General features: G+C 65.9%; 19 protein-coding genes and 6 pseudogenes. 12 read left to right on the top strand and 13 right to left on the bottom strand.

Translation table 11 applies throughout. The features are described from left to right. Positions 1-278 precede the first annotated feature (278 nt). From F4553_RS00365 to F4553_RS00335, 7 genes and pseudogenes are all read left to right on the top strand, one after another. Positions 279-1,652, top strand: a complete 1,374-nt coding sequence (locus F4553_RS00365) for an NsdA family TPR-like regulatory protein (RefSeq protein WP_184830677.1) — start codon at positions 279-281, stop codon at positions 1,650-1,652. Next, positions 1,649-2,566: a phosphotransferase gene (locus tag F4553_RS00360; protein WP_246465780.1), complete on the top strand. Its 918-nt coding sequence runs from the start codon at positions 1,649-1,651 to the stop codon at positions 2,564-2,566. Before F4553_RS00365 ends, F4553_RS00360 begins: the two co-directional genes overlap by 4 nt. Positions 2,567-2,814: 248 nt before the next feature. Further along, on the top strand, positions 2,815-3,429 hold the full coding sequence (locus F4553_RS00355) for a pentapeptide repeat-containing protein (RefSeq protein ID WP_184830675.1): 615 nt from the start codon (positions 2,815-2,817) through the stop codon (positions 3,427-3,429). Positions 3,430-3,463: 34 nt separating this feature from the next. Continuing rightward, positions 3,464-4,324 carry a protein kinase family protein gene (locus tag F4553_RS00350; RefSeq protein WP_184830673.1) on the top strand — a complete coding sequence of 287 codons (861 nt, stop codon included), beginning with the start codon at positions 3,464-3,466 and terminating at the stop codon, positions 4,322-4,324. A 68-nt stretch (positions 4,325-4,392) separates the two neighbouring features. Then, positions 4,393-4,944, top strand: a complete 552-nt coding sequence (locus F4553_RS00345) for an IS5 family transposase (RefSeq protein ID WP_184830671.1) — start codon at positions 4,393-4,395, stop codon at positions 4,942-4,944. Between the two features lie 17 nt (positions 4,945-4,961). Continuing rightward, positions 4,962-5,198, top strand: a pseudogene (locus F4553_RS40455) (transposase); the annotation flags it as partial. A 225-nt stretch (positions 5,199-5,423) separates the two neighbouring features. Then, a pseudogene (locus F4553_RS00335) lies at positions 5,424-6,662 on the top strand (IS30 family transposase). Positions 6,663-6,760: 98 nt separating this feature from the next. On the opposite strand, the gene F4553_RS00330 reads toward F4553_RS00335, so the two are convergent. The 5 genes and pseudogenes from F4553_RS00330 to F4553_RS00310 all read right to left on the bottom strand — a co-directional run bounded on the left by F4553_RS00330 (position 6,761) and on the right by F4553_RS00310 (position 14,244). Continuing rightward, positions 6,761-7,915: a toll/interleukin-1 receptor domain-containing protein gene (locus F4553_RS00330; RefSeq protein ID WP_184830669.1), complete on the bottom strand. Its 1,155-nt coding sequence runs from the start codon at positions 7,913-7,915 to the stop codon at positions 6,761-6,763. A 380-nt stretch (positions 7,916-8,295) separates the two neighbouring features. Continuing rightward, positions 8,296-9,180: a hypothetical protein gene (locus F4553_RS00325; protein ID WP_184830667.1), complete on the bottom strand. Its 885-nt coding sequence runs from the start codon at positions 9,178-9,180 to the stop codon at positions 8,296-8,298. Positions 9,181-9,696: 516 nt separating this feature from the next. Then, a pseudogene (locus tag F4553_RS00320) lies at positions 9,697-10,573 on the bottom strand (transposase); the annotation flags it as partial. Further along, positions 10,525-10,728, bottom strand: a pseudogene (locus F4553_RS40450) (phosphotransferase); the annotation flags it as partial. The pseudogenes F4553_RS00320 and F4553_RS40450, both read right to left, overlap by 49 nt. 114 nt (positions 10,729-10,842) lie before the next feature. Then, positions 10,843-14,244, bottom strand: coding sequence for a tetratricopeptide repeat protein (locus F4553_RS00310; protein ID WP_184830663.1), 3,402 nt, complete (start codon positions 14,242-14,244; stop codon positions 10,843-10,845). Here F4553_RS00310 and F4553_RS00305 point away from each other — a divergent pair. After that, entirely contained in the window at positions 14,243-14,395 is a 153-nt protein-coding gene (locus F4553_RS00305; protein ID WP_184830661.1) for a hypothetical protein, read from the top strand. The two genes, F4553_RS00310 and F4553_RS00305, sit on opposite strands and share 2 nt — an antisense overlap. Positions 14,396-15,288: 893 nt before the next feature. Beyond that, a complete protein-coding gene (locus tag F4553_RS00300; protein ID WP_184830659.1) occupies positions 15,289-15,840 on the top strand; it encodes a hypothetical protein in 552 nt (183 codons plus the stop codon). 48 nt (positions 15,841-15,888) lie between these two features. Here the strand turns inward: F4553_RS00300 and F4553_RS00295 are convergent. Continuing rightward, positions 15,889-16,173: pseudogene (locus F4553_RS00295) on the bottom strand (cytochrome P450); the annotation flags it as partial. A 131-nt stretch (positions 16,174-16,304) separates the two neighbouring features. On the opposite strand from F4553_RS00295, the gene F4553_RS42165 reads away from it, so the two are divergent. Further along, entirely contained in the window at positions 16,305-16,829 is a 525-nt protein-coding gene (locus F4553_RS42165) for a peptide deformylase (protein ID WP_184830649.1), read from the top strand. Positions 16,830-16,889: 60 nt separating this feature from the next. Here F4553_RS42165 and F4553_RS00285 read toward each other — a convergent pair whose 3' ends face one another. The 7 genes and pseudogenes from F4553_RS00285 to F4553_RS42770 form a co-directional block, all read right to left on the bottom strand. Beyond that, entirely contained in the window at positions 16,890-17,975 is a 1,086-nt protein-coding gene (locus tag F4553_RS00285) for a tetratricopeptide repeat protein (protein WP_184830647.1), read from the bottom strand. Between the two features lie 469 nt (positions 17,976-18,444). Beyond that, complete coding sequence (locus tag F4553_RS00280) at positions 18,445-19,413, bottom strand: integrase core domain-containing protein (RefSeq protein ID WP_221469632.1); 969 nt, start codon at positions 19,411-19,413, stop codon at positions 18,445-18,447. Further along, the gene (locus F4553_RS00275) at positions 19,410-19,730 is read right to left on the bottom strand and encodes a transposase (RefSeq protein WP_184830645.1); all 321 of its coding nucleotides are present in this window, start codon (positions 19,728-19,730) and stop codon (positions 19,410-19,412) included. Before F4553_RS00275 ends, F4553_RS00280 begins: the two co-directional genes overlap by 4 nt. Before the next feature lie 432 nt (positions 19,731-20,162). Further along, positions 20,163-21,260, bottom strand: a complete 1,098-nt coding sequence (locus F4553_RS00270; protein WP_184830643.1) for a pentapeptide repeat-containing protein — start codon at positions 21,258-21,260, stop codon at positions 20,163-20,165. A gap of 877 nt (positions 21,261-22,137) precedes the next feature. After that, positions 22,138-22,470 (bottom strand): transposase, encoded by a 333-nt coding sequence (locus F4553_RS42780; RefSeq protein ID WP_221469631.1) that lies wholly within the window; start codon positions 22,468-22,470, stop codon positions 22,138-22,140. A 59-nt stretch (positions 22,471-22,529) separates the two neighbouring features. Beyond that, positions 22,530-22,730: pseudogene (locus F4553_RS42775) on the bottom strand (hypothetical protein); the annotation flags it as partial. Positions 22,731-22,759: 29 nt separating this feature from the next. Continuing rightward, the gene (locus F4553_RS42770) at positions 22,760-22,957 is read right to left on the bottom strand and encodes a winged helix-turn-helix domain-containing protein (protein ID WP_184830641.1); all 198 of its coding nucleotides are present in this window, start codon (positions 22,955-22,957) and stop codon (positions 22,760-22,762) included. Between F4553_RS42770 and F4553_RS00255 the strand changes: the two genes are divergently transcribed. Then, positions 22,886-23,680, top strand: coding sequence for a Rossmann-fold NAD(P)-binding domain-containing protein (locus F4553_RS00255; RefSeq protein WP_312875045.1), 795 nt, complete (start codon positions 22,886-22,888; stop codon positions 23,678-23,680). The two genes, F4553_RS42770 and F4553_RS00255, sit on opposite strands and share 72 nt — an antisense overlap. 692 nt (positions 23,681-24,372) lie before the next feature. Continuing rightward, positions 24,373-25,347: a hypothetical protein gene (locus F4553_RS00250; protein WP_184830637.1), complete on the top strand. Its 975-nt coding sequence runs from the start codon at positions 24,373-24,375 to the stop codon at positions 25,345-25,347. Positions 25,348-25,390 lie beyond the last annotated feature (43 nt).

Raw genomic sequence — 25,390 nt, 5'->3', positions numbered from 1 at the left:
GCTGACCGATATCTCCATACCGGACCGCGCCAGCAGAGTGAACGAGTCGCCGAACTGGTATTAACCTTCACTTCACGGATGTCCGCCTGCACAGCTGCCACCATGACCATGCAGCCTAGATAGCCGTTTTCGCGGCGGCACTTCGACAGGCGCTGCGCGGTGTCGGTGAATTGTTGGAGGATTGTCGGAACCGTCGTCCGAGGGTTGCCGACATCAGCCCTAGTCGTATTGGCCGTCGTCAAACTATTCTCCGCACGGAACGGGTGGGGTGCGCAGCAGTGGCAGATGATCCGAAGGCCGTCACCGAAGCTCGCATGCAGCTGGGCGCCAGGCTCGCCGCGCTGCGGGCGGCGGCCGGCTTCACCCAGGGCACCTTCGCGCCGAAGACGTACTACGGCCGCTCCTCGATCGCCAACATCGAAACCGGCCGCCAGACAGCTCCCCGAACCTTCTGGGCACTGTGCGACACGGTGCTGGACACCGGCGGCACACTGACCAGCGAGCATGATCGAATCGCTCGGCTCCGCATCACGCACCACATCAACCAGCCCGCACCAGCTCCCGGACCAGTCGTGGTACCCGGATCGGAGATACCTTTCCACCCCGACGCGCAAGATCTGATGATGCAGATCGCGGCAGTGGCCGCAGCGTCAGGCATGCTGGCGGGATCGGCTACAGCCGGTCGTCGCCGTATCGCGATCACCGATGTCGTGCGCCTGGCCGCGGTCGCTGATCTGTACCGGTCCGTCGACCGAGAGTGGGGCGGCGGCATCCTCACCGCCCAGCTTGCCCAGCTCGCAGAGGCCGCCACGGCATGGCTCGATCCCGGCCGGGCCGCCGTAGACGCGGCTGCCCGGCCCCGCCTCGCCAGCACGGTTGCCGACGTCCGGATGCTGGTGGGCTGGACCGCCTTCGACGCGGGTCAGTACGAGGACAGCCAGCGGCATTTCGTCCTGGCGGAGCGCGCGGCGGTCAGCGCGGCCGACCCGCTGCTCACCGCCCGGATCCGCTACTGCCAAGCCCGGCAGTTCCAGCACCGGCACCACAACATCGACGCACTGCACACCCTGCAGTTCGCCCGCGAAGCCCTCGGCACTGCGGCCACACCGGCCGTGCTGACCATGCTGCTCGGCGCCGAAGCCGCCTCGCTGGCCGCCCTGGGCCAGACCGAAGCCGCCCTCCGCTGCCTCGACCAGGCCAGCGACACCTTCGCCCGTGTCATAGGCGAACGCGAGCCGACCTGGATGAGCTTCTACGACATCGGCGAACTCCGAGCCCAGTACGGGCGGGTCTACCGGGACCTGGCCCGCCAGCAGCGTGCCGAACAGCGACCTAACGTACCCGTCCGAGACCCCGGCCACGGTGCCGACGCAGTGCGCTGGGTCCGCGAAGCCCTCGCCGGGTTCGATTCCGGCAATATCCGGTCCATCGTGCTCAACCAGGTCGGCCTCTGCAGCGCGCTACTACTGGCCGACGACCCCGACCAAGCACTGTCCACCGGAGCGGACCTGCTCACCAAAGCCGCAAGAGTGTCCTCACGTCGCGTCTGGGAACGGATACACAACCTCCGACGAGACTTCGGCCCCCATCACCGCCGCGCCGACGTCGCTGCATTCGGACACATGCTCACCACCGGCCAGGTATCCACATGACCAAGGGCCGATTCACCGAACCGATCATGACAGCAGCCATGCGGAAACTCGCCGCCGCCCACGCCCTCGACGACACTGGTGCACGCCTGCTGCGCCTGACCAACAACGCGGTCTTCGCCCTACCGCAGGCCGCCGTCGTCATACGGATCACCCGCTCCCAGCGAGCCGAAGCACGTGTCGCCAAGGGCGTGGAGCTCGCACACTGGTTCGACCGGATCGACGCGCCAACCATCCGGCTCGCAGGCCCCGAACAGCAGCCGATCTGGGTCAACGGCCTGTACGCCACCGTATGGCGCTACCTGCCGCCATCCGAGCCGACGCTGACACCCAGCGACCTCGGACCGGTACTGCGCCAGTTCCACCAGCTCGGCCTGCCACCGTTCGAGCTTCCGGCCTGGAATCCCGTAGGCGACGCCCGACGGCGTCTCGACGACGCCGAAGCACTCGACGACGAAGACCACCGCATCCTCACCGAATGGTGCGACGCCCTGGAACAACGCCTCACCCAGTTCCGAGGAAGACAGGCGGACACGCTGGTTCACGGGGACGCCCATGTCGGCAACCTGCTACGCGACAACACCCGTCCGGTGCTGTGCGACTTCGACCCGATCTGCATCGGCCCATGGCAGGCCGACCTCGTCGCCGTGGCCGTCGGCGAAGACCGCTTCGGCCGCCCCGGCGCCCACCGAGCGCTGGCAGACAGCTACGGATACGACGTCCGGCATGACGACGACTGGCCGCTCCTGCGAGAAGCCCGAGAACTGAAGATGATTGCAGCGGTAGTCCCGCTGCTGGCCAGCGCACCCGGCGTCGCACAGGAGTTCCGGGTCAGGCTCGACAGCATCACTGCCGGAGATGCCGCAGCCAGATGGACACCATTCGCTGAACTCATTCCGGCTGCTAGATACGACTGACCCGGATGTAATGACGCGCCTGGATGTCATCGGCGACATGCGGTCGCGGAACCGCCGAAGGCCTGGAGATTAGACAGCCGGCCGACGTGGGACAACGTGACCGGTGGCGGCGGACACGACAGTCGACGGACCTGGGACAACTGTGATAACTGGAACTTCGACAACACGTGGAACGATGAGAAGAGATAGAAGGTCGGCGGTGGTCCCACCCTGCCTAGGACCGCCCATTCACCGCATAAGGTGTCGTTATGGATGTGCGGAAGATCCGCGAGACGACGATCGCCCTGCTCGACGAGCCCGACCTGCTCGATCCCGTGGCTGGGGTGCCGCGCCACCACCAGGCTGTCAGCGAGGCCGTGATCTCTGGAGACGTGTGGGCGCGCGCCGAACTGGTCGGGGTGTCGGTGTCCCGGTCGTGGTTCCTCGACGCGGACCTGTCATCGGCGAAGTTCGAGGGCGGGGCCTTCGACCGGTGCGTCTTCCGCCGGTGCTCGATGATCGGGATGCGCTGGGACGGTCTGGCCGCTAAAGACGTGATCATGGAGAACTGCCGCCTGGACTACGCATTCCTCGCCGAGATCAAAACAACCGGGCCGATCGCCTTCCTCGGCTGCTCGCTGACCGACACGACGATCAAGGACGGCAAGCTCGGCCGGGCCCTGTTCGACTGCTGCAAGCTAGCCGGCGTCACCTTCGACGGACCCGACCTGCGCGGAGCCGACCTGCGCGGGAACGACATCAGCGGCCTGACCGGCGCGACCGCGCTTCGCGGCGTCACCCTGAGCGCCGCCCAGATCCCAACGCTGACGGAACTACTGCTTCAAGAACTCAACATCAAGATCAAATCCGAGCCCCTGCCGTGACACTCCCAGCACGCCTTAGGAACCGAGATACGCCGTGATTCCGGCCGAGATCCAGCTACCCGGCGATGTCGTTCACGTCGAGCGCATCATCGAGGACACCGGCATCCACGTGTGGAAAGTGCGGCTCAACACGGGCCATCCGGTCCTGGCGGTCAAGTACGCCACCGACGACGCCGACCCGGCCGGCATCCACCGCCGCTACGTCGCCCGCGAGGCATCCGTCCTCACCCACCTCGACCACGGCTACATGATCGCCGCCGGCGATACCCCGCACGGGTCGTGGCTGGCCACAGCATGGCGGGATGGGCCGACCCTGGCCGAACAGTGGCGGTACGCCCTCGACGGCGGACCAGACGCCCGCATCACCGCCGCGGACTCCGCCCGCAGGTCGGCCGCACTCATAGCGTCCCTACATGAACGAGAATGGCGGCACGGCGACCTCCAAGGCGGACACCTCTTCCTCCCTGACTGCGGACCCGCACAACTGATCGACTACGCCCTCGCTCAGGGGCCAGCAGCGACCTCACCCGACGTACCGTTCCGCGGCGGCTTCGCCCACCTCAACGCCCCCGAGATCGCCGCCGAGCTACTCGCAACGCCCAACACCCACCATGTCGAGCTAACCCGCGAAGCCGAGGTCTACACCTTCGGTGCGGTCCTCTACACCTCGTGGGCCCGGCGATGGCCTCGCAACTACCGTGGAGTCGCAGCTGCCAGCCTCCGCGCACCCGACATCTACCAAGCCATCGCCGACCCCACGACTCTGCAACCCGCCCCGAAAGGCTGGCCGACAATGGCCACGCTCATCGGATCCATGCTCGACCAGCACCCCGAAAACCGACCCACCATGCCCGACGTGCTCCGAACCATCACCGAGAATGTGAGCCCACGCTAGGAGCTGTTCGTGGTTCAGATCTAGGTGGGCCTCGGTGGTGGGCTGGTGACTGCTGGTAGAACTCGGTGGTGGCGCGTTTCGATGTGACGGATGCCGAGTGGGCGTTGATCGAGCCGTTTTTGCCGGTCGCGGCTACCGGTCCGCTGCCGCGGCGGGTGAGGGACCAGTTCAACGGTGTCCTGTGGCGGTTCCGGACGGGGTCGGGGTGGCGTGATGTCCCGGAGCGGTACGGGCCCTGGTCCACGCTCTACTCCCGGTTCAATGGCTGGGCCAAGGCGGGGGTGTTCCAGGATCTGATGAACGGGTTGATCGCGGAGGCCGCGTCGCGGGGGGTCGTCGGTCTGGAACTGGTGAGTGTGGACTCCACCATCGTGCGTGCCCATCAGGAGTCGGCGGGTCTGGCGGTCTCCGGGGAGACCCTTGACGCCCTCGAACAGGCGTTGACCGAGGAAAAAGGGGCTCCGCTCCCGGACCAGCCGCCGGTATGGCGCCTGGTCCGCCGCAGACCGACCCGGACCCGGATGGTGAGGACACGGCAGGTCAGGAGCGTGCCGCCGTCCGACGGCGCCGCAGAGCCCGCGCCGGAGCCGCCGGGCTCGGCCGGTCCCGGGGCGGGCTGAGCAGCAAAATCCACGCCGTGGTCGACGCGGGCGGGTTGCCACTGGTCTTCCTGCTCACTCCCGGTCAGGCGGCGGACTGCCCGCAGTTCCAGACCCTCCTCGACAAGGTCCGTGTCCCAGGGCCGGTCGGCCGGCCCCGGACCCGCCCCGACGCGGTCGCCGCCGATAAGGCGTACTCGTCCCAGGCCAACCGCGCCTACCTGCGCAGGCGGCGGATCAAGGCGGTCATCCCGGAGAAGGCCGACCAGCAGGCCAACCGGAGACGGAAAGGGACGGGGGGCGGACGGCCCGTCGCCTTCAACCCGCAGGACTACAAGCAGGAGAAGGACCGGTTCTTCGCGCTGCTGGCCGAACGTGGCAATGTGTCGGCGGTGGCGCGTGAGCTCGGTTTCACCCGGGTCACGTGTTACAAGTGGGCCCATCAGGCGGGCATATTCACGAGCGAGGCCACGAGGGTGAAACCTCGACGGGAGAGGTTCCTGCAACTGCGCGCCGAGGGCCTGACACGCGCCCAGGCCGCCGAGCGGGTCGGTGCCGACAAGCGTTCCGCAGCGGACTGGGACAAGGGCATCACCATCATCCACCGGGGCCGGGTCTACCCCGACGGCAGAGTCGTCCGCTACCCCGACCCGATACTGACGGACGCGAAACCGCAACGTAAGGCCGCCGCCATCGGCGGCAAGGTCGATCTGAACCGTGTGGAGAAGGTGATCCATCCGCGCTACCTCAGCCTTCTCGAACGCGAGCGTTGTGTGACATGCGCCGAGCCGGGGCGTCGATCCGGGCGATCGCCACGGCGATGGGTCGTTCACCGTCGACGGTCAGCCGCGAGCTGCGCCGCAACACGACGTCCTCACGCGGGTATCTGCCGCACACCGCGCACCGGGCGTCTGTCGAACGACGACTGCGACCCCGGAAGGCCAGGCTCCAGGCGGATACGCGATTGCTGGCCTACCTCCAGGCGAAGCTGGCCACGAAATGGTCGCCGCAGCAGATCAGCCACCGACTGATCAAGGACTTCCCCGGCTCCACGCAGATGCGCGCGAGTACCGAGACGATCTACCAGGCCGTCTACGTCCACGCCCGCAACGACCTCCAACGAGAACTCACCCGCGGGCTCCGCCGCGGCCGGACCGCCCGCAAACCCCACAGGGCCCCCGACGCGCGTCGGCCCAGATTCGTCGACCCGATGACGCCGATGACGATGCGCCCACCGGACGTCGAATCCCGCACAGTACCGGGTCATTGGGAAGGCGACCTGATCATCGGCGCCACCGGGAATTCCGCGATCGCGACACTGGTCGAACGGTCCAGCCGCTTCGTCGTGCTCGGGCACCTCGGGCGTGACCGCAGCGCCGACACTCTGCGCGACAGCCTCATCGCCGCCTTCGCCGGCCTGCCTGCGGCGTTGCGCGGCAGCCTCACCTGGGACCAGGGCACCGAAATGGCCGAGCACCGGGCATTCGCCACCGCCACCGGCATGGACGTCTACTTCTGCGACCCCGGATCACCCTGGCAGCGAGGCAGCGAGGCAGCGAGGCAGCAACGATAATACGAACGGCCTGCTGCGCCAGTACTTCCCGCGCAGCACCGACCTCCGCACCCATGACGCGGAATCGCTGCAGGCTGCCGCAGACGAACTCAACGCAAGACCCCGAAAGTCGCTCGACTGGGATACCCCAGCCGAACGACTGGCTGCTTTACTGAACACCGCATAACCCAACCGTTGCGACGATGGCTGGAATCCCAGATCTATCTCCGGTCCGCACCGTGATCGTCAGCAACCCGCCGGGATCGGACTACACGTGGGCGGTGATCATCCCGTCGTGCTGTAGTGGAAGTTGGAGAAGGTGGCTTTCGCGCCGGCGTTGCGCCAGGCCATGACCAGGCTGACATAGGCGGTCGTGGCGTTCACTGCGGGCGACGATGTGATCTCGTCCGAGGCGCCGATCGGGTTGGCGACTCGCATGATCGCGCGGTCCCCGGTCACGGTCGCGACGACGGTGAACCTGCCGCTCTCCCCCTCCGGCAGGCCGCTGGGAATGGCCTGCGTCTGGCGGCCGACGTCGGTGAGGTTGACCCAGCGGACGATGGCATGCAGGCCCGAGCCGCAGATGTCCAGCTGCTCGAATGTCGTTCCGTCCGACGTGGTGTGGACGAACACGGACGCGCATCCGCCGTTGTTGCCTGCGACCGGGTCGGACAGATCGGCGACGGTGAAGGTCACCGTGTAGCTGCTGGGGAACCGGTGACCCTTCACCGCGAACCGCAGCTCGGCGAACCCGAGACCCGGAGGTTCGGTCCAGGAGCGCAGCTTCGTCAGCGTCGTCCCCGCCGCACCGCACGTCTTGGTCGCTCCGACCACGGTCCATGTCACTTCGGGGTCGCCCTCGTCGCATCCCGGGCTCACACGGTCCAGCGGCGTCAGGACCAGCGGGACCTCCGGCGTGCTGTCCGCCGCGCGGTTCAGCAGGAGTACCCCGGCGGTGACACCCATCGCCACGACTAGCAGGCCCGCGACGAGCAACAGCGCTGTTCGGCGCGGACGACGCACGGCGTGGATCACCGGGACCGCGCGTACCGGATCGGGTGCGGTCCCCGTGGTACGCAGCTCGTCGGTGAACCGCCGCGAGGGCATCTCACCCCGGGTGACGTCCTCGTGATGGATCCCGTCGAGCTCGATGGGCACATCGCAGGGCCGCAGCAGGAGCGGACGCATCGGTTTGCGCAGCCGGGCCGCCCGACTGACCTCGCGGCGTACCCAGTCGCTGCGAGCCGACTCCGGGGTCAAGACGACGACGAACACCGCGCACTCGTCGATGGCCTGCTGAATTCGCGGCCCGAACGTCTCGCCGGTCGCGATGGCGTTGTCGAGCCAGACCGGCAGTCCCGCCCTGGCGACATGGTCCGCGAGGCGGTTGGCGTAGACGTGATCCGTACGGCTGTAGCTGATGAACACGTGCCCGGCCATCAAGCCTCCGTCACCACGCACCCGGGTCACCAATGCTCCCAGCCCAGCTGATTGATGACAAGGACACCATCCGAGATCATCGACGACCATCACCGTTCCCAAAGCTGCCACGCGGACCGCACAACTCCGCTGGCGGCTCAAACTGAAAGTTGAGCTGTCGCACCCGCTCGCGGCGTGTGCAGGTACCACCGCAGCTTCGCCATCCCGACCACCTGGCTCATCCGGCTCGAACGAGCCGAGGAACTCCACAGCATCGCCGAACGGATCGCCGCTCTGCGGCCATCCTCATAAGACGACTCGGCTTCGGTAATCTCTGCGCTCCTCGCCGCGTTGTCGCACCGGATCTGCCCGGCGAGCTTGTTCGGATCTCGGCCTGCGGGTCAAGGTTCTCGGCGGCAGCGGGTGGGGGCGAGGTCGACCAGCAGTTGCAGACCCCAGGGGATGAGGGCGGTGGCCGCGCCGATCTCGACGCCGACGAGAAACAACCGGTCCTGTCGGGTGGCTTCCATCTCACCCTCGGTCAGGGTGGCCGTGGCGCTGAACCTGGCATCGGATCTCCACTCAAGGCGCTGGTTGTTGGTCATGCTGGCCGGGGGCGAGCTGGATGCCAGGGTCGCAGTGAGCGGCAGCCGTCCCGCTTCCACGATCAGCGTTCCGGCCACGGTCGTCGGTTCGTTGTGCAGCGGCTGAGGATTGGTGTATGTCCTCCACCACGAACCGATGTCGACTCGCGGGTCGCCGTTGGCGGCCGCGAGTCTGGGCTCCAGCAGTGGCGAGTCGACGGTCGGGGCCTGGATGAAGCACTGAGTTCGGCCGCACCAGCCGTACTGCGCGCGGGTCTCGACACGAAAACGTGCCACGGCCCGGCCGGTCTGTGGATCCGCGTCGGCTGCGGCAGCGACGTAGACGTCGTACTCGGAATTTTCTCTGTACTTAGCTGTTGCAGGTCCGCTGATGAACTCGTTTACCGCCACGACGTCACCGCGCAGGATGATCGCGGCCACGGTCGGTGGATCCGTAGGTGGCGCGGGCAGGATCACCTCGACGGAGAGTAGATGACGGCCGCGGGGGTCCGCATCGGCATGAGGGTCCCACCCTTTGACCGCGTCAAAGGACACCACCGTGACGACGCCGGGGGCGGCGGACGCGACCACGGCTTGGACCGTTCCAAATGTCGGGCGCACGATGTCGGTGGTGACGTTCGGGTTGATGTCGCGCTGGTACGTGAGAAAGGCGTGGACGGCTGAGGCGATGCCGAGAATCAAGACGGCCGCGCCGAGCGCTCCTCGGGATTTCATAGGGCTCCTACCGTCATCACAAGCGTGGCTTCGAAGATAGTGGATTGACGCCACGCCGTGGCGTCCGTGAGGCGCGGGCCGGTGCAGGCGGAGGAAGCGCTTCGCTGCGATCAGGTCAGTCCCAGGATCTGTTCGGCGACGGCAATGGCCTCTTCTCGGCCGCGGTCACACCTGCTTACACAGGCTCCTGCCCGCGCGGCCCCGGACCGGTCAGCTTCTACCGGCCGAGCCCCTGCCATCTCCCATCACAGCGCCCGGCGTGGCCTGATGGGCTGGGAGACCGAGAGGACGGAGACCGACATGAGGGAAAGAACCGTTGCCACGCACACCGTGGCGGCGGACGGGACCACCGCCGTCGTTACCGTCCGACATCAAGGCCTCCACCAGCACGACCTTGCTGGCCAATTACGGGCCTGTCAAACACGAACGGCTCTGTCGCTGATTCGGCTCTGTCGCTCATTCGGTGGTGACGCTAGGTGATGTCTAGCCGAGCAGGATCCGGTGTCGTAGGAGCTCGAAGCCTGCTCGTCCGTACATCTGTCGCTTGATCAGTTTGGTCTTGGTGTTGACGCCTTCCGTGCCGCCGTTGTGGTGCGGGCTGGTCAGGGCGGCGTTGACGGCGTCGCGGTCGAAGTCGAGTCCGCGGGTGAAGGCGTGCAGGTGTGGTAGGTCGACGGACCGGGCTTCGGTGATCCACGCGGTCAGGAGGTCAGTGTTGCCTTCGGCCGGGGTGAGCAGCGCGGCGAAGGAGCGCACGAGGCCAGCCAGTGCGGTCATCTCGTGGCAGGCGCCCGGTCATTGCCTCCACGAGTTCCTGTTGGTGGGGTTTGAGCTGTTCGGGGCGGGTGAGGAGGTAGCGGGTCAGGCATCGGGGTGAGAGGTTGGGGTGGTCGGCTTCGACGCGGCCCTGGGTGATGTAGCGGTAGAGCCGGTTCTGGCTGCCGGTGTAGCCGAGTTCCCTGATCTCGGCGAGGAGCTGAAGGATCGACGTTGCCGGGTCGGTTGCGCGGCGTTGGCGCAGGTGGTCGCGGTAGGGGTCGACGAGGGTCGGGCGGTACTGGGGTGCCCGGACGAGGCGTTCGGGTTCGGCGATGCGGGCGTACCGTTCGAAGGTGTTCAGCATGAGGTTGAGCCGCCGGGCGCACTCCATCAGGGCGACGCCTCTGCCGAGAAGGTCGTGGATCTGCTGCCAGCGTTGCCGGGTGGTCTGTGCTCGGGTGCCGTCCTGCGGTGGCGGCCCGGCCTTGGCCCAGCAGGAGCTGTGCGCTGCCACCTCTTTCCGCACCGCCTCGGCGAGGTTGTGCCAGACATGCCAGCGGTCGCCGACCTGTGCAGCGCGGTCAGGAAGGCGGCGAGTGACTCGGCCGCGTCCGCCGATCGCGTGACCGGGGCGCGGTCGGCGGGGGTGCCGGGCACCCAGGTGGTGATGATCCAGGTCCGGGGAAACCGCCCGGACGGTACGCCGATCCGCTGCGGGACGGAGACGGCCAGCGGCAGCCGCGGCGCCAGCACCGGCGTTCCAGGCCCGGTGAGCGCAGCGTAAATCCGTGGATGTTCGCCGGCTCTTCGTCGCGAGACCCGGAGGTCCGGAGCCTCCGTCGGAGACCCTCCGTTCGGGGATGACCGACTTTAGCTTTGACCGGACATCCGTTTGGTGTCCACCAGTTCGATATGGGCTTCATCGTGCACCTGGTCCATAAGTTCGAAGACTGGTGGGCCTTTTGCCAGCTGGATTGCCAGTTCGAACATGTCCGTTGCCTGTTGCCATTGGCGTCGCGCTCGGGCGGTTTTGCCGAGGGTGAGCAGCGCATGTCCGATGACGACCGGCGGCAGGTGCCGTTCGGTCCATGCCGCCCAGCTTCGCAGTTCGTAGTGCCATAAATTGAAGCCGAGGTGCAGTGCCAGCGGTACGGCAAGGCCGTCGGCTTCTTGTGGTGAGGTAACGTGACCAGCGATGAGTGAATGTAGCCATGACGCGACCTCCGGTAAATCTTGTTCGCATTGAGCCAGCAGGCCAAACACTTGGGGGTCCAGTGGATCGTCGTCGCTGGTGTGGGTGATGGCGTAGCGGTAGTAAGGGATCGCGTCCCAGCCACGACCCAGCTTGTCGTCATAGGCGAAAGCGACAAGCAGAAGGGCGTCAGCTGCGGCGGACATGTCTCCGCGGGCTTCGCAGATTTCGGCGGCCTGCGCACGGTGTGCGATGGAAAATTCGTATTCGCCTAATTGGTGATATGCCTTGCCGAGCTGCCGTGCAGCCTTGACCATGCGATCGGCATCGTTCAGGATCCAGGCGCAGTATTGAGTCTGGTCAAAGAATTCAACTGCCTCGGGCATGCGGCGCAGTTCTTTCAGCGAGTCGCCCATCAAGGTGCACGCCTGCTGGTACACGGTGAAATTTTGCCGACGCCTGGCCACATCGAGCTCTTTACGCAGACAAGCGACGGCGGCGTCGTGTCGACCGAGTTCCCTGTAGACAACGGCCATGTTGTGGAAGTAGTGGTGTAGCCGCCGGTCGTCGCTCACGGACTCAGCGCGGCCGACTGCGTGAGTGAAATGGTCGAGTGCCGCAGGCATTCGACCGAGGTCAAACAGGCAGAGACCGGCCTGGTTGTGAAACATCGCAGCAAGCTGCCGGTCGCCTAGCCGGATCGCAGCCGACAACGACTGCAGGGCGATCGCAAGCGAGGTGCTGGGGTCGCCGTCGCGGCGGATCCCCTCGGCGAGCATCGAGCTGCGTACGAGGCTTCGCGAGCGTGACCCAGCTAACCCGTAGCGTGACTCCATCGCCTGGGCCAGATAGTTCACTGTCACGCCAGAATCCATCTCCTCGAACTCAAGACCCAAGAACTCGATCACCAGATTCCGCAGCGGTGTCCCGTTCAGCCAGTCGTCAAGAAACTCCACATAGGTGCCTGACCATCCGCCTAGGCCTAGAAGGGATCGGATCCGTGCGGCTTCGTCCTCGGCAGTAGGTGAGTGGCTGCGTGTTTCTCGCCGGACGCTGATGGCCGTGTCCAGGTAGCCGAGCACCGCGGCGGGCTCGGCACCTTGAGCCTGTTTAAGCAGCGCATACCGTTCCACCAGCCGCCCGGCGTAACCGTCAAAGGCGAGTAGGTGCAGGTCGGGCAAGACGCTGTCGATGGCGGCAAGTTCGGCATCCGAATCACCGAGATCTTGATGGATCCATGCCGTGTGCCACATGGCCCTGACATAGATGTTCCGCTCCCCCGCTTTCAGCGCCCACGCCGCCATCCGGGCGAGATCGGCAGCGGTTTCCTGCGGCCGTGTCTCGAGGATTTCTATGGCGTCCAGATATACCTCCGCCTCGGTTCGCCCGCTTCCGCCCGAGCTGGCCCATCGCAGTGCATCGGTGAGGTCCTCCGCGGCGACTGAGGTGGTCTGCTCAAGCCTGGCCTCGAGCAGGATGCGCTGATACCGCAGAAGCCGCGTGTCACGCTCAAGCCCCAAAGAAACGGTGATCTTCTCAGCCTCCTGGGCGCAGCGAAGCGCCTCCGCCAACTCGTTCCAGGCACGGTGGACCTGCGACCGCAACGCCAGTACCCGGCTGCGAATTTCGAGGAAGCCGCCCTCCTGCGCCTGGCTGTCTAGATCGTCGAGCGCGGCGAGGGATTCCTCGACCAAGCCCTGACGGAAGAACTCTCGGGCTGTATCGAGGCTGAGCTCCAACTGGGCGCGTACACCGGCCGGCGACGCCCAGCGGGCAACACGATGAGCGAACGCGCGTGGCTGCAACGAGGCCAGGAAACCGTCGCGCTCAGCCAGGAGCCGGGCATGCACCATCGCCAGGGTGATCAGCGAATCAACCGACCCGACCGCGACTGCTGCCTCACGGGTCTTGGCCCGGACCCATTCCGCCTCATCGGTCAAACCCAGTGCACATAGCAGCAATGCCTGGCGGGTGCCCGCGTGTGCCTCCAGCACCCGCACCGCCTCACCCGTTTCGTTCACCAGGAGTGAGCCAAGCCGCTCGTAGCAGGCCAACGCGGCGCCGGGTTCATCAATGCGTTCGAGAAGCTCGCCGAAGATTTCCAATGCCTGTTCCGGCCGTAGCGATGCACTGGCCCAGGCGCGGATCGCGGCGCCAAGCTCGGCGTTACGTCTGGCCTTAATCCCAGCCGAGTCTTCCCCAGTGCGGACGCCCAGGTCTTGCCCGCTCACGCCGAGCATCCCGGCCAGGATCGACGCGATGTCGCAGTAGACGATATGTCCTTTACCCGCGAGAGAGTCGAGGAGTTGACGCAGCTCCGGAAGCGGTTCCTCACGCCAGTCCGGGGTTGAGTACAGGTTCCAGATCACTGCGCGGAGGTGCTCCGCGCACTCCGCCAGACGCAGATAATCGTGTGCGGCCTTGAGATCGGCGCCGCTATATCCCCAGAAAAGACCAATCTGCCCTGGCCAGATCTGGCGCAGCACGCCGGCTTTGGCAGGACTTACACCAACGGCCTCCTGCTCGACGGTGGCCACTATCGAATCCGGATCAGACAGGCAACCGTGCAGCTTGAACACCTCGACGGCAGCCCTAGGCCCTGCTGCCGTCCATTGCGCAAAGTCCTCATCGGTACGGTAAACATGGAACGCGACGCCAAGAGAGGTCAACGCCTTCTCGATAAGCTGGTCAAAATTGGTCGTGATGATCTGCCTGACCAGCCCTGCCTTCACGCTATGGGCAATGAGCGCGTGGTTGCGGTTCCAGTCATCGTGATCGAGCGCTGACAGGCAATCAAAATAGTCCGGACACACCGCCAGCGTCTGCGAGGCGATCACCTCAGGGGCAAGCCCGCGCCGCCCGGCTGCCATCGGCTCCCTATCGATCAGGACCGGCACCAGATCAGACAGCGCACCGTCAACCGAAGCCACAGCCCGGATCGTCTCATCACGAAACGAATTCCAGTCCGGCAAAGTAGCGGGGGCGTCCATACTGATACCGGCACCGCAAAACAGCACGATCTCATGGCACCGAAGACCCCGGCGTACGGCGTCTTCAGGGACCCAGTCCTGTCCAGACATGGAAACATTCCAGCAGCCGCAGGCAACCTCTGTCGAGATCAATCGATGTGAACCCGTACATCCCGAGGCGGTGGCCCAGTCAGACCCGTGGGCCGTCGCCTTCGCCCAACTCGATTTCCTTGCCGAGCTGAGCCTTGGCCTGCTGCGGTGAGCAGCTCGGGCAGCGCCTTTGCAGAGAATGGTCGGCGCTACCCTGAGCGGCGTTAGACCGAGCGCACTGACCGGTCGGGTTCGGCAGCAACGCCAGGACAGGCACCTTCTGGTTCGTCGTCACCAGTGTCGCCCAAGGTGTTGGTGTTGTTGTTGGCCACGATGATCGTCACCATGAACTCCACCAGCGAAAATAGGTGAAGGTATACCTCTTGCCGCGTGAGGTAGTGTGCGGCTTCCTTACGGAGGGAAAATGAATGCGACCTGCTGCGCTTGAGCTGCCCGGCGATGGCGATGAGGGTCTTCTGATTTATGACCGGACGAGGCTGTCCAGCGACACCACGGTCAACGCGTCGCCGGGGCGCCGGTAGTTGCTCCTATGAGGAAGATAGGAAATCCCGGTCATGAACGGAGTCATTGGCCCGCCTGAAGAGGTGGTCCGCTGCGGCGCGTCACGATTCCCGGCAGTCGTCGGGTCCATTCGGCCACACTGGGGAACCAGCCGCCGACAATATTGCCATTGTAGTTCTTGCAGTACTTCGTACCGCTCTGACCGCAGACCGACACCTGATGGTCGTACGCGGTCAGTGATCGTTTGGTGAGTTGGTCGGCGGTCCAGTTGTGCCAGACGGCTGCGGCGGGGGCGAGGAGGCGTTGGGCGACGCGGGTGAAGACGCCGGTGACGATCGTCCGCCGTGTTGTTCGAGGCTGAAATGGTTCTCAACGTGCCGAAGATCGATTCGATGCATTGGCGGACGGGTGCGAGGCTGCCGTGGCGGCGGGGCTTGTTGCGGCGGCCCGGACGCACGAACGTGATGCCTAGGTCTGCGGTGTGGTCGTGGAACGCGGCTCACACGGTCTGTGTCGTGGAGTGCCGACGAAAGGACCCCACTGATGCGCAAACTAGCCAGCATGCTGGTCCGCCTGTGCACGGTCACCGCCCTGGCGGCGACCGGCCTCGTGACGATGACGCAGCCGGCCCAGGCCACTCTGCTCGACGTCACCTGCACCCCGCCGAGCTCCGAGACGACCGCCTACTCCCCGCCGCTGACAGCGACGGTCGTGCCGATCGCCATCCAGGCGACCACCATCTACAGCCCGTGCGTCTCCGCGACCGTGCCCGGTCTGACGTCCGGCGTCCGTACAACCAACATCACCCGTCCCAGCAGCTGCACGTCGCTGCTCGCCGCCGGCACCACGACCTTCACCATCACGTGGAACACCGGCCAGACCTCGACCATCACGGCCAACACCACGGCGACCGTCGCCGGCGCAGCGCTGATCGTCACCTTCACCGGCACCGTGGTCAGCGGGCTGTTCGCCGGCGACTCCGTGCTGCAGACAGTGACTACTCCTGCCGTGTCCTACCTGCTGTGCACGCTGGGCCTGGGAACGGTTCCGTCCGCCTACGGCGAAGTGGTGCTGAGCATCACCTCCGTGTCATAGGCGGTCCGAAACTACGGCATCGCACATCCGAGCCAGCCGTCGGGCCAGCTAGACGGGCAGTCGTAGGGGGCCGCGGATGACGCGGGACTGCCGGGGCGTCACCGTCCCTGCCAGCCGCAGCCGTGCGTAGCGGCGCAGCAGGCCGGCCAGCGCGGCGGCGGCCTCGGCTCGGGCCAGGCCGGCGCCGAGGCAATAGTGCGCTCCGGCGGAGAACGCCAGATGCCGGTGCGCGTTGGGCCGGCTCAGGTCGAAGGTGGCCGGGTCGGCGAAGACGCTCGGGTCGCGGTTGGCGCTGGCGAGCAGGACCACGATCGGGGTTCCGGCGCGGATGGCGAGCGGGCGAAGGTGGTGTCGGTCCGGGCGACCCGCAAGGGGTACTGGACCCGCGGGTCGTACCGCAGGGTCTCCTCGACGGCGGGGCCGGTCAGCGACGGGTCGTCGCGGACCATAGTGAGCTGGTCGGGGTGGCGCAGCAGGGCCAGCACGGCGTTGCCGATCAAGTTGACCGCGGTTTCGAAGCCGCCGAGCAGCAGCATCTCGCTGGTGGCGATGACGTCGTACGGCGTCAGCCGCGGGGCGTCGGTGCTCGCCAGGCTGCCGATGAGGCCGGGCGGATCCGGTCGCTTGCGGTAGGCGGCGATCAGTGTGGCGAAATAGCTGCCCAGCTCGTGGCGCAGGCCGGCATGGTCGACCGCCTGCGATCGCTCAACGGCGCCGGGCTGGCAGCACCGCAGCTCGGCGCATCAGTCCGGGCGATCGTCATCGAGGTTCGCAAGACCGATGTGTTTTCTGACCGGCCAGAACACCCTCTACTACAGATGCTCGATCCACAGATAGTGGACCACTCCGAAGGAACGATCGTCGACTGGGAAGGGTGCTTCAGCGTACCTGGACTCATGGGCCTCGTACCCCGATACGAAGCTCTCCGGAGGCGGTGCCGTTCGCCTGCGGAGGATGGGCGGTCAACGGGAAAGCGAAGGCGTATCTGAGCAGCTAAGCGCTGTGTTTGGTGGTGGTCTTGAAGTCCGTCGCAACGGGCAGGTAGCTGCTTATCCGCCGAAGTGTTTAAGCCAATCACGACTGGCCGCAGTGTAAAAGTGGTCAGCGCCCAGGACGCGGGTGCGGTCGGCGATCACCTCCCGGAGCAGGCGCACCGCCTCCTTCCGGTCGCCGTCCTCACCGACGTAGAGCGCCATGAAGTGCCGGGAGCTCAGGGTGTGAGGGTGGTCGGCGCCCAGGACGCGGGTGCGGTCGGCGATCACCTCCCGGTACAGGCGCACCGCCTCCTTCCGGTCGCCGTCCTCACCGACGTGGTACGCCATGAGGTGCCGGGCGTCCAGGGTGTGAGGGTGGTCGGCGCCCAGGACGCGGGTGCCGTCGGCGATCACCTCCCGGTACAGGCGCACCGCCTCCTTCCGATCCCCGTCCTCACCGACGTAGTACGCCAAGTTGTGCCGGGCGGTCAGGGTGTGAGGGTGGTCGGCGCCCAAGGTCCGGAGGTCGTCTGCGAGCAACTCTCGAAGCAGGCGCACCGCCTTGTGCGGATCGCCCGCGTCACCGATGTTGTCTGCCAAGGCTTGCCGGGCGGACAGCGTGTCGGGGTGGTCGGCGCCCAGGACTGAGGTACGGCCGGTGACGACATGCTCCAGCAGCCTTGCCGCCCCCGAGTAATCGCGACGGTCGGACAGGGCCTTCGCGTCGTTGAACTGCCGGGTGAGCGTCGCCTCGGCGGCTGTGCCTACCGACGCAGTCGATGCCGACAGACGCTGCCGGAGTCTGTGAACGTAGCCTTCCGGCGGCATGAGGCCGCCGATCACGTCTTCGTACTGGAGATCGCTGAGCCGGAAGAATACCCGGCCCGCCAACAGCAACGGCAGTATCGGCTTGCCCATCGATTCGGCACGGTTGATCTCGCGCTTCACCCACGGCGACGCCTCCGAAGCAGGCGACATCACCACTACGAACACCGCACATGAATCGATCCGGTCCCGGATCAGGTCATCCCACCGGTCACCACTGACAATCTCCCGGTCGAGCCACACCGTCACGCCCGCAGCCGACAGATGTGCTGCTAACTGATCCACATACCCGGCATCAGGCGCATGGCTGTAGCTGATGAACACATGACCGGTCACCCAGCGAGGCTACCGATACCCGTCGATCATCAGACATCCCGCCTCCGGAGAGCGATCGAGTCTCGCTTTTGCGATGCTGTTTTGAGCTGGGCAAATGTAGCTTTCACATCGAGTATGGGTCAACTATTCTCCGCACGGAACGAGTGGGGTGCGCAGCAGTGGCAGATGATCCGAAGGCCGTCACCGAAGCTCGCATGCAGCTGGGCGCCAGGCTCGCCGCGCTGCGGGCGGCGGCTGATCGCAGCTGATCGCGCGGCCACGTTCAGCCTGATGACACACCGGCCCGAGCTACGTGCCGTCGCGGCATATCAGACCGCGTGTGCTCTGGCCAAGCAACCCGCACGGGTCGGGGAGGCCGAAAACGTCGCTCTGTCCGCCGTCCGATCGACATGGAGGAGGATGGAATGAACTCATAGATACCGACATAACCTATGCGTGGGCAGCAAAATCTCCATGTCGTTGTCCCGCGTCAAGAACCTGGCTCAAGATTCGTCGGTTGAAGGTTGGGTTTCGGGATCTTGGGTGTGGGCTGGGGTTTCAGTCCTGGATCGTGGTGGACCTCGATCGGCCGGTAGAACCCGAGGGCTTCGTGCGGGCGGATGTGGTTGAAGACCTGCCGGTACGCTTCGGCCTCGCGGTGCAGGTCGGGCAGGGTCTCGATCTCCATCCGGTAGAGGTGCTCGTATTTGAGGCTGCCGAATGCGCGTTCCCGGACCCCGTTCTGGCCTGGGCTCTTGCGGCGGGTGCGGATGTGGAGGAGCTCGGGGCGGGAGGCGATGAACGCGGCGAAGGCGTGGCCCTTGAACGCGCCGCCGTTGTCGGTGACCAGCTTGATCCGGGTGATCTTCCCCGTGGCTGGGTCGGTGAGCTGCTCCGCGAGAGGCACTCCGTCGGCGAGGCGTTCGGCCTCGGCGATCGCCAGGCGCACCGAGGCGATGGCGTCCGCGCCGGTGCAGGTGGGTGCGATGTGCCATCCGTACTCGTATTTCGAGTAGTAGTCGCAGACCCCGGCCAGGCGCCAGACCCCGCCGGTGGTGGTCTCGTACTCGGAGAAGTCCAGCTGCCACACCTGCAACGGCCCGGTCGGCGGGTCGGCGAACGCCGCCTTGCGCGCTTTCGCCAGTTCCCGGCGCAGGCCCTGGTAGTCGACGGGTTGGAGCAGGCCGCGGCGGCGCATCGCCCGCTCCACACTGGAGATCGACACCGCGATGCCGTCGGCGCGCATCAGGCCGAAGATCTTGCGGTGTCCCCAGCCCGGCCAGTCGTCGGCGTACTTCGCCACGAGGGGCTCGATCAGGTCGACGACCGGTGCCGGCCACGGCCCCTTCGCCCGACCGCCGGCCCGGGCGTTGGCCTGCCACCGGTGGTAGGTGCGACGCGGGATGCCGGTCAGCGCTGTGAACCTCGAGACCGGCATCGCCGCAGCTACGCGGATCACCTCGAGGTCCTCGAAGGGGCCAGCCGGTACTCCGCGGACTTCTTCCACACCCGCAACTCGACATGCGCCTCGCCGAGAGCGCTGGTCAGCTCGTCGATCTGCTCTTGGAGGGCCCGTTCACGCGGGTTGTCGACGACCCGGCCGCCCTCGGCCAGACCCGCCTTCCCGCCTTCGAGGAACTGCTGCTTCCACCGGCCGATCGACTGCTCACTGGTCTGGTTGCGCCTCGCGGCCTCGACGATCGTCATCTCCCCGGACAGGACGCTGAGCACGATGCGCAGCTTGTCCTCGACCGGGAACTGGGGCGGACGACCCATGGTCAACTCCTTAGCTCAGGACCAACAAACCCCTGTGCCAAAGATTCTGACGCGCGACATCGTGACACAAATTCATTTAACTTTTCTAACAGCAAACCGATCGCGAGCACCTCAGCTTCTGAGGAAATTCCAGAAAGCCCCTCTGTTCCGTCAAGTAGGCGGGCTTCATATCGACCAGCGATGATCAGTGACCAATGCAACGAGCTTTTATACCCCGCACCGTACAACTGCCCCTGAACCCATTCGTTAAAACCGTCCAGTAGTCTCCATTCGGTCCCCGCGTTACACCCCTCGATGAAGGCGACCACTGTGGCGTAACGACCATCTGGGAGAAGCATGCTGGGCGTCTCGGATAGCCTCTTAAAGAGATGCTCAATGTTCATTTATCAGAATCCAAAGTTGATGTATGGTGCATTTTCGCGGCTCTATAGCTCAGAAGGTTTGAGGTCGCCTCGGGGGTACCGGATAGCCCGAAGGCCATCTCGTGCTGTCGTCAAAAATTACACGGCTCAGGTCGGCGCCGTTAAGGTCGGCGCCGTTCAGGTCCGCACCGCGCAGGTCAGCGCCGGTCAGGTTCGTACGGCTGAGTACCGCACGGCTCAGGTTAGCGCCATGCAGGTTCGCGCTCCGCAGGTTCGCGCTGCTCAACTCCACGCCGATCAAGTGCGTGCCGCGCAGGTCCGCGCCGGTCAGGTTCGCGTGACTCAGCTCCGAGCCGAGCAGGTTCGCGCGGCGCAGGTCCGCGCCGGTCAGGTCCGCGCGGCCAAGGTTTGCGCCGAGCAGGTTCGCGCGGCGCAAGTTCGCGCCCCGCAGGTTCGCGTCGCCCAGGTTCGCGCCGCCTAGGTCCGCGCCCATCAGATCCGCGCCCATCAGGTGCGCTCGGTATAGGTGTGCGCGGTACAGGTCCGCGCCGCCCAGGTGAAGGCGTTGGAAGTCGGTACGGACGCTGGTCTGCGTGGATGCGCGGGTGACCAGGGTGAGTGCGGCCTGCACGTCGGCGTCAGGCTCGACTGGAAGGGCCTCCGGTTCTGATTTGTGAGGTGTGGGTGGGTGCATCCACCGGCCGGGTTGTGGGGACGTGTGTGTTCGGGTGCGGGGGGTGCGTTCGCGAATGAAGGCGATCAGGACTTGCTGGGTGTTGGTGTGGTGGTCGGGGTCGTCGGCCTGGAGGTGTTCGAGGGCGTGGACTCCGCCGATGCGTACGTAGAGTTCCGGGGAGCCGAGGCGTTCGAGGGCCCGGGAGAACCGTTCGTTGGCCTGGCCTCGTCGGAGGAGGGTTTGGCCTCGTTGGTTGAGGGCGTAGGTGCGGGCGGTGAAGGCGAGGCCGACGACGACCACGACCGCGCCGGCGAGGGACACCATGAGGACCCGGGCGTTGTACTCGACCGTGGCCCGCTGCCCGGCATCGGTGATCGCCCGCAGCCTCGACGACCCGACCACGATGCGGGGAGCGTTCCACACCAGCACCCCATACACGCCGAGGACAAACACCGAGCCGATGGCAAGGACAGCTGTGCGAGTAACACGCATCGATCCATCGTCGCAGGGCGACGCCAGGCGCAGAGCAGTCGAACAGACGTACTCCGCCTACAAATCGGCGGCGGGCCCATCTCAAGGCCTCGACCCCTGGCGGTAGCAGTCGCCCGGCCATCGCCGAGGCACCCGCATGGTTAGCACAGCCACAAACCTTGACGGGTCTGGGAAGGCGTATCTACTCCCCTTGCTTCCACCGAGACTGATCGAGGCCGATCGCCATCGCCGCCTACCTCGCTCACCCCGAAGCCGACATCGCCCTGATCGACGACACCACCGTCCGCCCCATCCGACTGATCACCCCGCCCGGCAGCCACGGACCTGGTTATTCGGCTACCGGAACCGATGATCGATACAGGCTGGGCCGCAGGGGTAGCAACGAATACCGGCACTGCCGTCAACGGTGAGATCGATCATGGTGAAGATCTGTCTCGTGCGAATCGCCGTTCGATGAGCGCTGGTCTCAGCTGGACGCTGCCGTTACCCCGTCCCGGCGGACACCGACACGGGCTGCCGAGGGCTGGCGACCTGCCCGACATCATGGAGGGCCGCGCGCCATACGCGCGGCCCTCGGTTGCTGACGTCATCGGCTGCGCCGAGGTCTCGCCGATGACGTCAGAGGATCATGCCGGGACACCCGGTTTCCGAGCAGCGGCCGGTCTGGACCTGCGGGTTCGTGGCGGTGCCGGGAGTGTTGAGGTTGGTGTCGTTGATCCACCCGTAGCTGTTGCGGGTGGCGTCGTAGGCCAGATACCAAGCTTGTTGCCGTACTGACCGGCCGGGCCGCCGAAGACGTAGCAGGACAACTGGATGCTGTCGCGATCGGTGAACCCGAACGGGGCCGCCCACATTGTCGAAAGGGAGTTGCCCCAGTTCACCCTTCCCGGTACGTTGACCACCGAGAAGCTGGGGCCGCCGGAGTAGTTGTTGCCGAAGCCTGCGGACCAGCATGACCCGGTCTGCGGCTGAGGGTTCGCGGCGGTACCGAGAGTGTTGAGGTCTTGGTTCTGGCGGCTTGGGCCAGGGCGGTGACGTTCGCGGCGGCGTAGTTGACCAGGCTGCGGCGGAGGTTGGACCACACGTTCTCGGCGGGGTTGAGTTCGGGTGCGTGGCCGGGGAGCTGAAAGACGCGCAGCCAGGGCCGGGCGGCGATCATGCGGCGCGTCATCTTCGAGCGGTGGCCGGGCAGGCCGTCCCAGATCAGCACGATGGGTGCCTTCAGTTACTGGTGGGCGGAGTCGAGAAGGCCGGCGAAGTCGTCCTCCCTCAGGCCTTTGGTTTCGCCTTGCGGCCGTGGTGCACGACCAGGCGGTAGAGCAGCCGGCCGCGGTGCCCGGGTCGATAGCAGACCATGCCCGCGATCGACAGCCGCAGGCCGCGTCGGCCGGGAACCCGGATGACGGGGGTGTTGCCGCGCGGGGCCCAGGTGCGGGCCTTGGCTGGTCTCAGCGTGAGTCCGGACTCGTCGGCGAAACAGACGACTGCGCGCTACCCTTTTACCGCAGGCCACCGGTAACGCCGCCAATGCGCGATCGCGGCCTCGTCACGCTCCCGGGCCCGATGCGCGGGGACCAGCCCATCCGCTGCAGCACCACCGACACCGTCTGCAGCCTCACCCGACGGTGGAACAACCTGCCGATCTGCGTGGCGACCCGGGCCAGGGTCCAGCGTTCGTCAGGGTAGCCGGCAGCCATGCGCCCTTGTACTGGCCCGCCCGGCCGTTGACCGAGGCTTCGCCCCGTTTGGACTGCCCGCCGGATGCCGGTTCGGGGTACGGGCCGGATGATGTGGAGGACGGGCCAACCCGGTACGGCCGGTTGAAGGCCGGTTGCGAGGTCGCAGTCGAGGAGGCATTCGGTCCGGGGCGGTCCACCATTCTGCGGCTGGGGGTGGTGCTTGGTCCTGGTGAGTATGTAGGCCGGCTGCCGTGGTGGCTGTCGCGGATCAGCACCGGTGGTGCCGTCGTCGCTCCGGGCGACCCGAGCCATTTCATCCAGCCGGTCGACGTCCGTGACGTGGCTGACTTCGCCCTGCACGCGATCCGCGCCGAGATACGTGACGCGTTCAATGTCGCGGCGCCGGCCGGGGCTGTCACCTTCGCCCAGCTGCTGGAGGCGTGCCGCGAGGTCACCGGCTCCGACGCCAGGTTGGTCTGGGCCGACGACGCGGAGTTGCTCGCGGTGGGTGTGCGGCAGTGGTCAGAGCTTCCGGTGTGGCGGACCCACGACGGAGTGTGGCGGGTTGATGCCACACGCGCGCTCCGCAGCGGCCTGATGTGCCGACCTGTTCAGAGCACTGTGCAAGACACCTGGCGGTGGATGCGCGACGAACCGCCCATGGCTGGGCACGAACGCGCCACCGAGCTGGGCTTGACACCCGACCATGAACGACAGCTCCTGGCCCGCTACCTCGGTTAGGCGGCCTGCATTTCGTCGTTCCACTGTCGCAGTGTGTCTCCCAGTTGCCGGGCCTGACTGGAGTCACGCCATGGGCGGGAACGGATGCGCTGCTGCAGCGCGCCTGAGCGGGCTCGCACGACGGCGATGTGGTGCTGGATCCCCGGCCGCCTGACCTGGGCCAGGGTGTAGAGGGCCTCTGTATTCGTCGGTAGTGGAAGGGCTGTCATCGTCTGATTCCCTCCGGTCGCCGAACGGCAAGGCTGTGATGATCGGGTGCTGGTCAGAACCGTGGTTGACGCAATGGGCGCAGGGCGCGGCCGATGGTGAACGGTTGAGCCAGGGTCAGCGGAGAGCGCACCATGCCGAGAGATTCATACAGTGCCAACGCCAGTACTGGATCGGACGCTGCGGCGCTCGCCAATCGCCGCAGCGTTACCGGAAGTAGTTTCTTGGACTGCATGCGATGGTATCGCCCTGGTGCATGACTGATTGGTCGGCGATTCTGTGGCCTCATGTATGTCAGTCGGACGCTGGACATTTGTTGACACTATGAACGGTGGGTGGGGTTCGGGTTTTAGCCTCGTAGAAGGACCAGATGGTGGATAACGGCTATGGCCCGACTCTGCCAGTGTTCCAAGTGTCGTCATCGATGTGCATGAGTGTAGGAGTTTTCGCTGTCCAGAACACTTCTGTTCGTTCACGGTACCGGGGTGCGTGCCAAAGGTTACGCCACCACGCTCCGGATTATCGCGAACAAGGTCGCAGAGCATCAGGTTGGTGGAGAAGTGCGTGGCTGCTTCTGGGGTGAGGCGGTCGGGGCGCAACTGCGGGGTGGGGGTGGTTCCATTCCAGGATACGCCGACAGTGGAGGAGACGATCCAAGCGAGGCGGACCAGTTGATCGCCCTCTGGTCGGTGTTGTATGTCGATCCGTGGTATGAGTTCCGGTTGCTTCGTCACCGTCCGCCACCGGGCACAGTTTTCCTTGGCCAGGATCCCCCTTCGGTTGTCCTGCGCGAGACCGTCCGGCATTACAGGCCATCCCCTGACCTGCAGGATGCTTTGTCTGCGGTCGGTCTGTTAGAGCACTTCGCTGTGGCGTTGGAAGCGCTGCGGGAGTCGCGGGAATTTGATCAAGCTGCTGCGACGGCTGCCGCGGATCCACTCGACCATCGGAGGGCGGTGGCTCGAGCATTGATCGCGTATGCGGCCGTCCTTGCGGCTGGCTTGGGCGATCCGGTGATCGATGGTTCGGTTCGAGATGCGCTCACTGGGCGCCTCACCGATGAGCTACATGGCCACGGTATGAGCGTGGGGGATTTCCTGCTGGCTCCGATGAAGGGTGTCGCCAAGCATCTGGTGACTCGCCGGCTTACCCGGCAACGGGGTGCGATCACGGATAGCGCGGCGCCGTTCGCCGGCGATGTGCTGCGGTTTCTCGCCAACGGTGACGAGGCCCGGGCATTTCTGCGCCGGTCCATCAATGACATTGAGGGTGACGTCCACCTAATTGGTCACTCGCTTGGTGGAGTCATGTGCGTTGACCTGCTTCGACGGGAGCCAGTGCCAGAGGTCAAGAGCCTGATTACCGTAGGATCCCAGGCGCCTCTCCTGTACGAGATCGGCGCTCTTCCGGGGCTTGAGCCGCCGGCGGGTTGCCGCTGCATTTTCCGGCGGCTTGGCTGAACGTCTACGACCGGCGCGACTTGCTCTCCTATGTCGGCGCTCC

The organism is Allocatelliglobosispora scoriae (assembly GCF_014204945.1).
GTDB classification, from domain to species: domain Bacteria; phylum Actinomycetota; class Actinomycetes; order Mycobacteriales; family Micromonosporaceae; genus Allocatelliglobosispora; species Allocatelliglobosispora scoriae.
This window is presented reverse-complemented; position numbering and strand designations above follow the sequence as displayed.

What these genes read in the sequence shown, in the direction of transcription:
- F4553_RS00300 (WP_184830659.1), top strand. Translation starts at nt 15,289, where the DNA reads ATGCGCAAACTAGCCAGCATGCTGGTCCGCCTGTGCACGGTCACCGCC.
- F4553_RS42770 (WP_184830641.1), bottom strand. Translation starts at nt 22,957, where the DNA reads ATGGCTGCCGGCTACCCTGACGAACGCTGGACCCTGGCCCGGGTCGCC.
- F4553_RS00360 (WP_246465780.1), top strand. Translation starts at nt 1,649, where the DNA reads ATGACCAAGGGCCGATTCACCGAACCGATCATGACAGCAGCCATGCGG.
- F4553_RS00305 (WP_184830661.1), top strand. Translation starts at nt 14,243, where the DNA reads ATGGAAACATTCCAGCAGCCGCAGGCAACCTCTGTCGAGATCAATCGA.
- F4553_RS00270 (WP_184830643.1), bottom strand. Translation starts at nt 21,260, where the DNA reads ATGCGTGTTACTCGCACAGCTGTCCTTGCCATCGGCTCGGTGTTTGTC.
- F4553_RS00275 (WP_184830645.1), bottom strand. Translation starts at nt 19,730, where the DNA reads ATGGGTCGTCCGCCCCAGTTCCCGGTCGAGGACAAGCTGCGCATCGTG.
- F4553_RS00355 (WP_184830675.1), top strand. Translation starts at nt 2,815, where the DNA reads ATGGATGTGCGGAAGATCCGCGAGACGACGATCGCCCTGCTCGACGAG.
- F4553_RS00310 (WP_184830663.1), bottom strand. Translation starts at nt 14,244, where the DNA reads ATGTCTGGACAGGACTGGGTCCCTGAAGACGCCGTACGCCGGGGTCTT.
- F4553_RS00330 (WP_184830669.1), bottom strand. Translation starts at nt 7,915, where the DNA reads ATGGCCGGGCACGTGTTCATCAGCTACAGCCGTACGGATCACGTCTAC.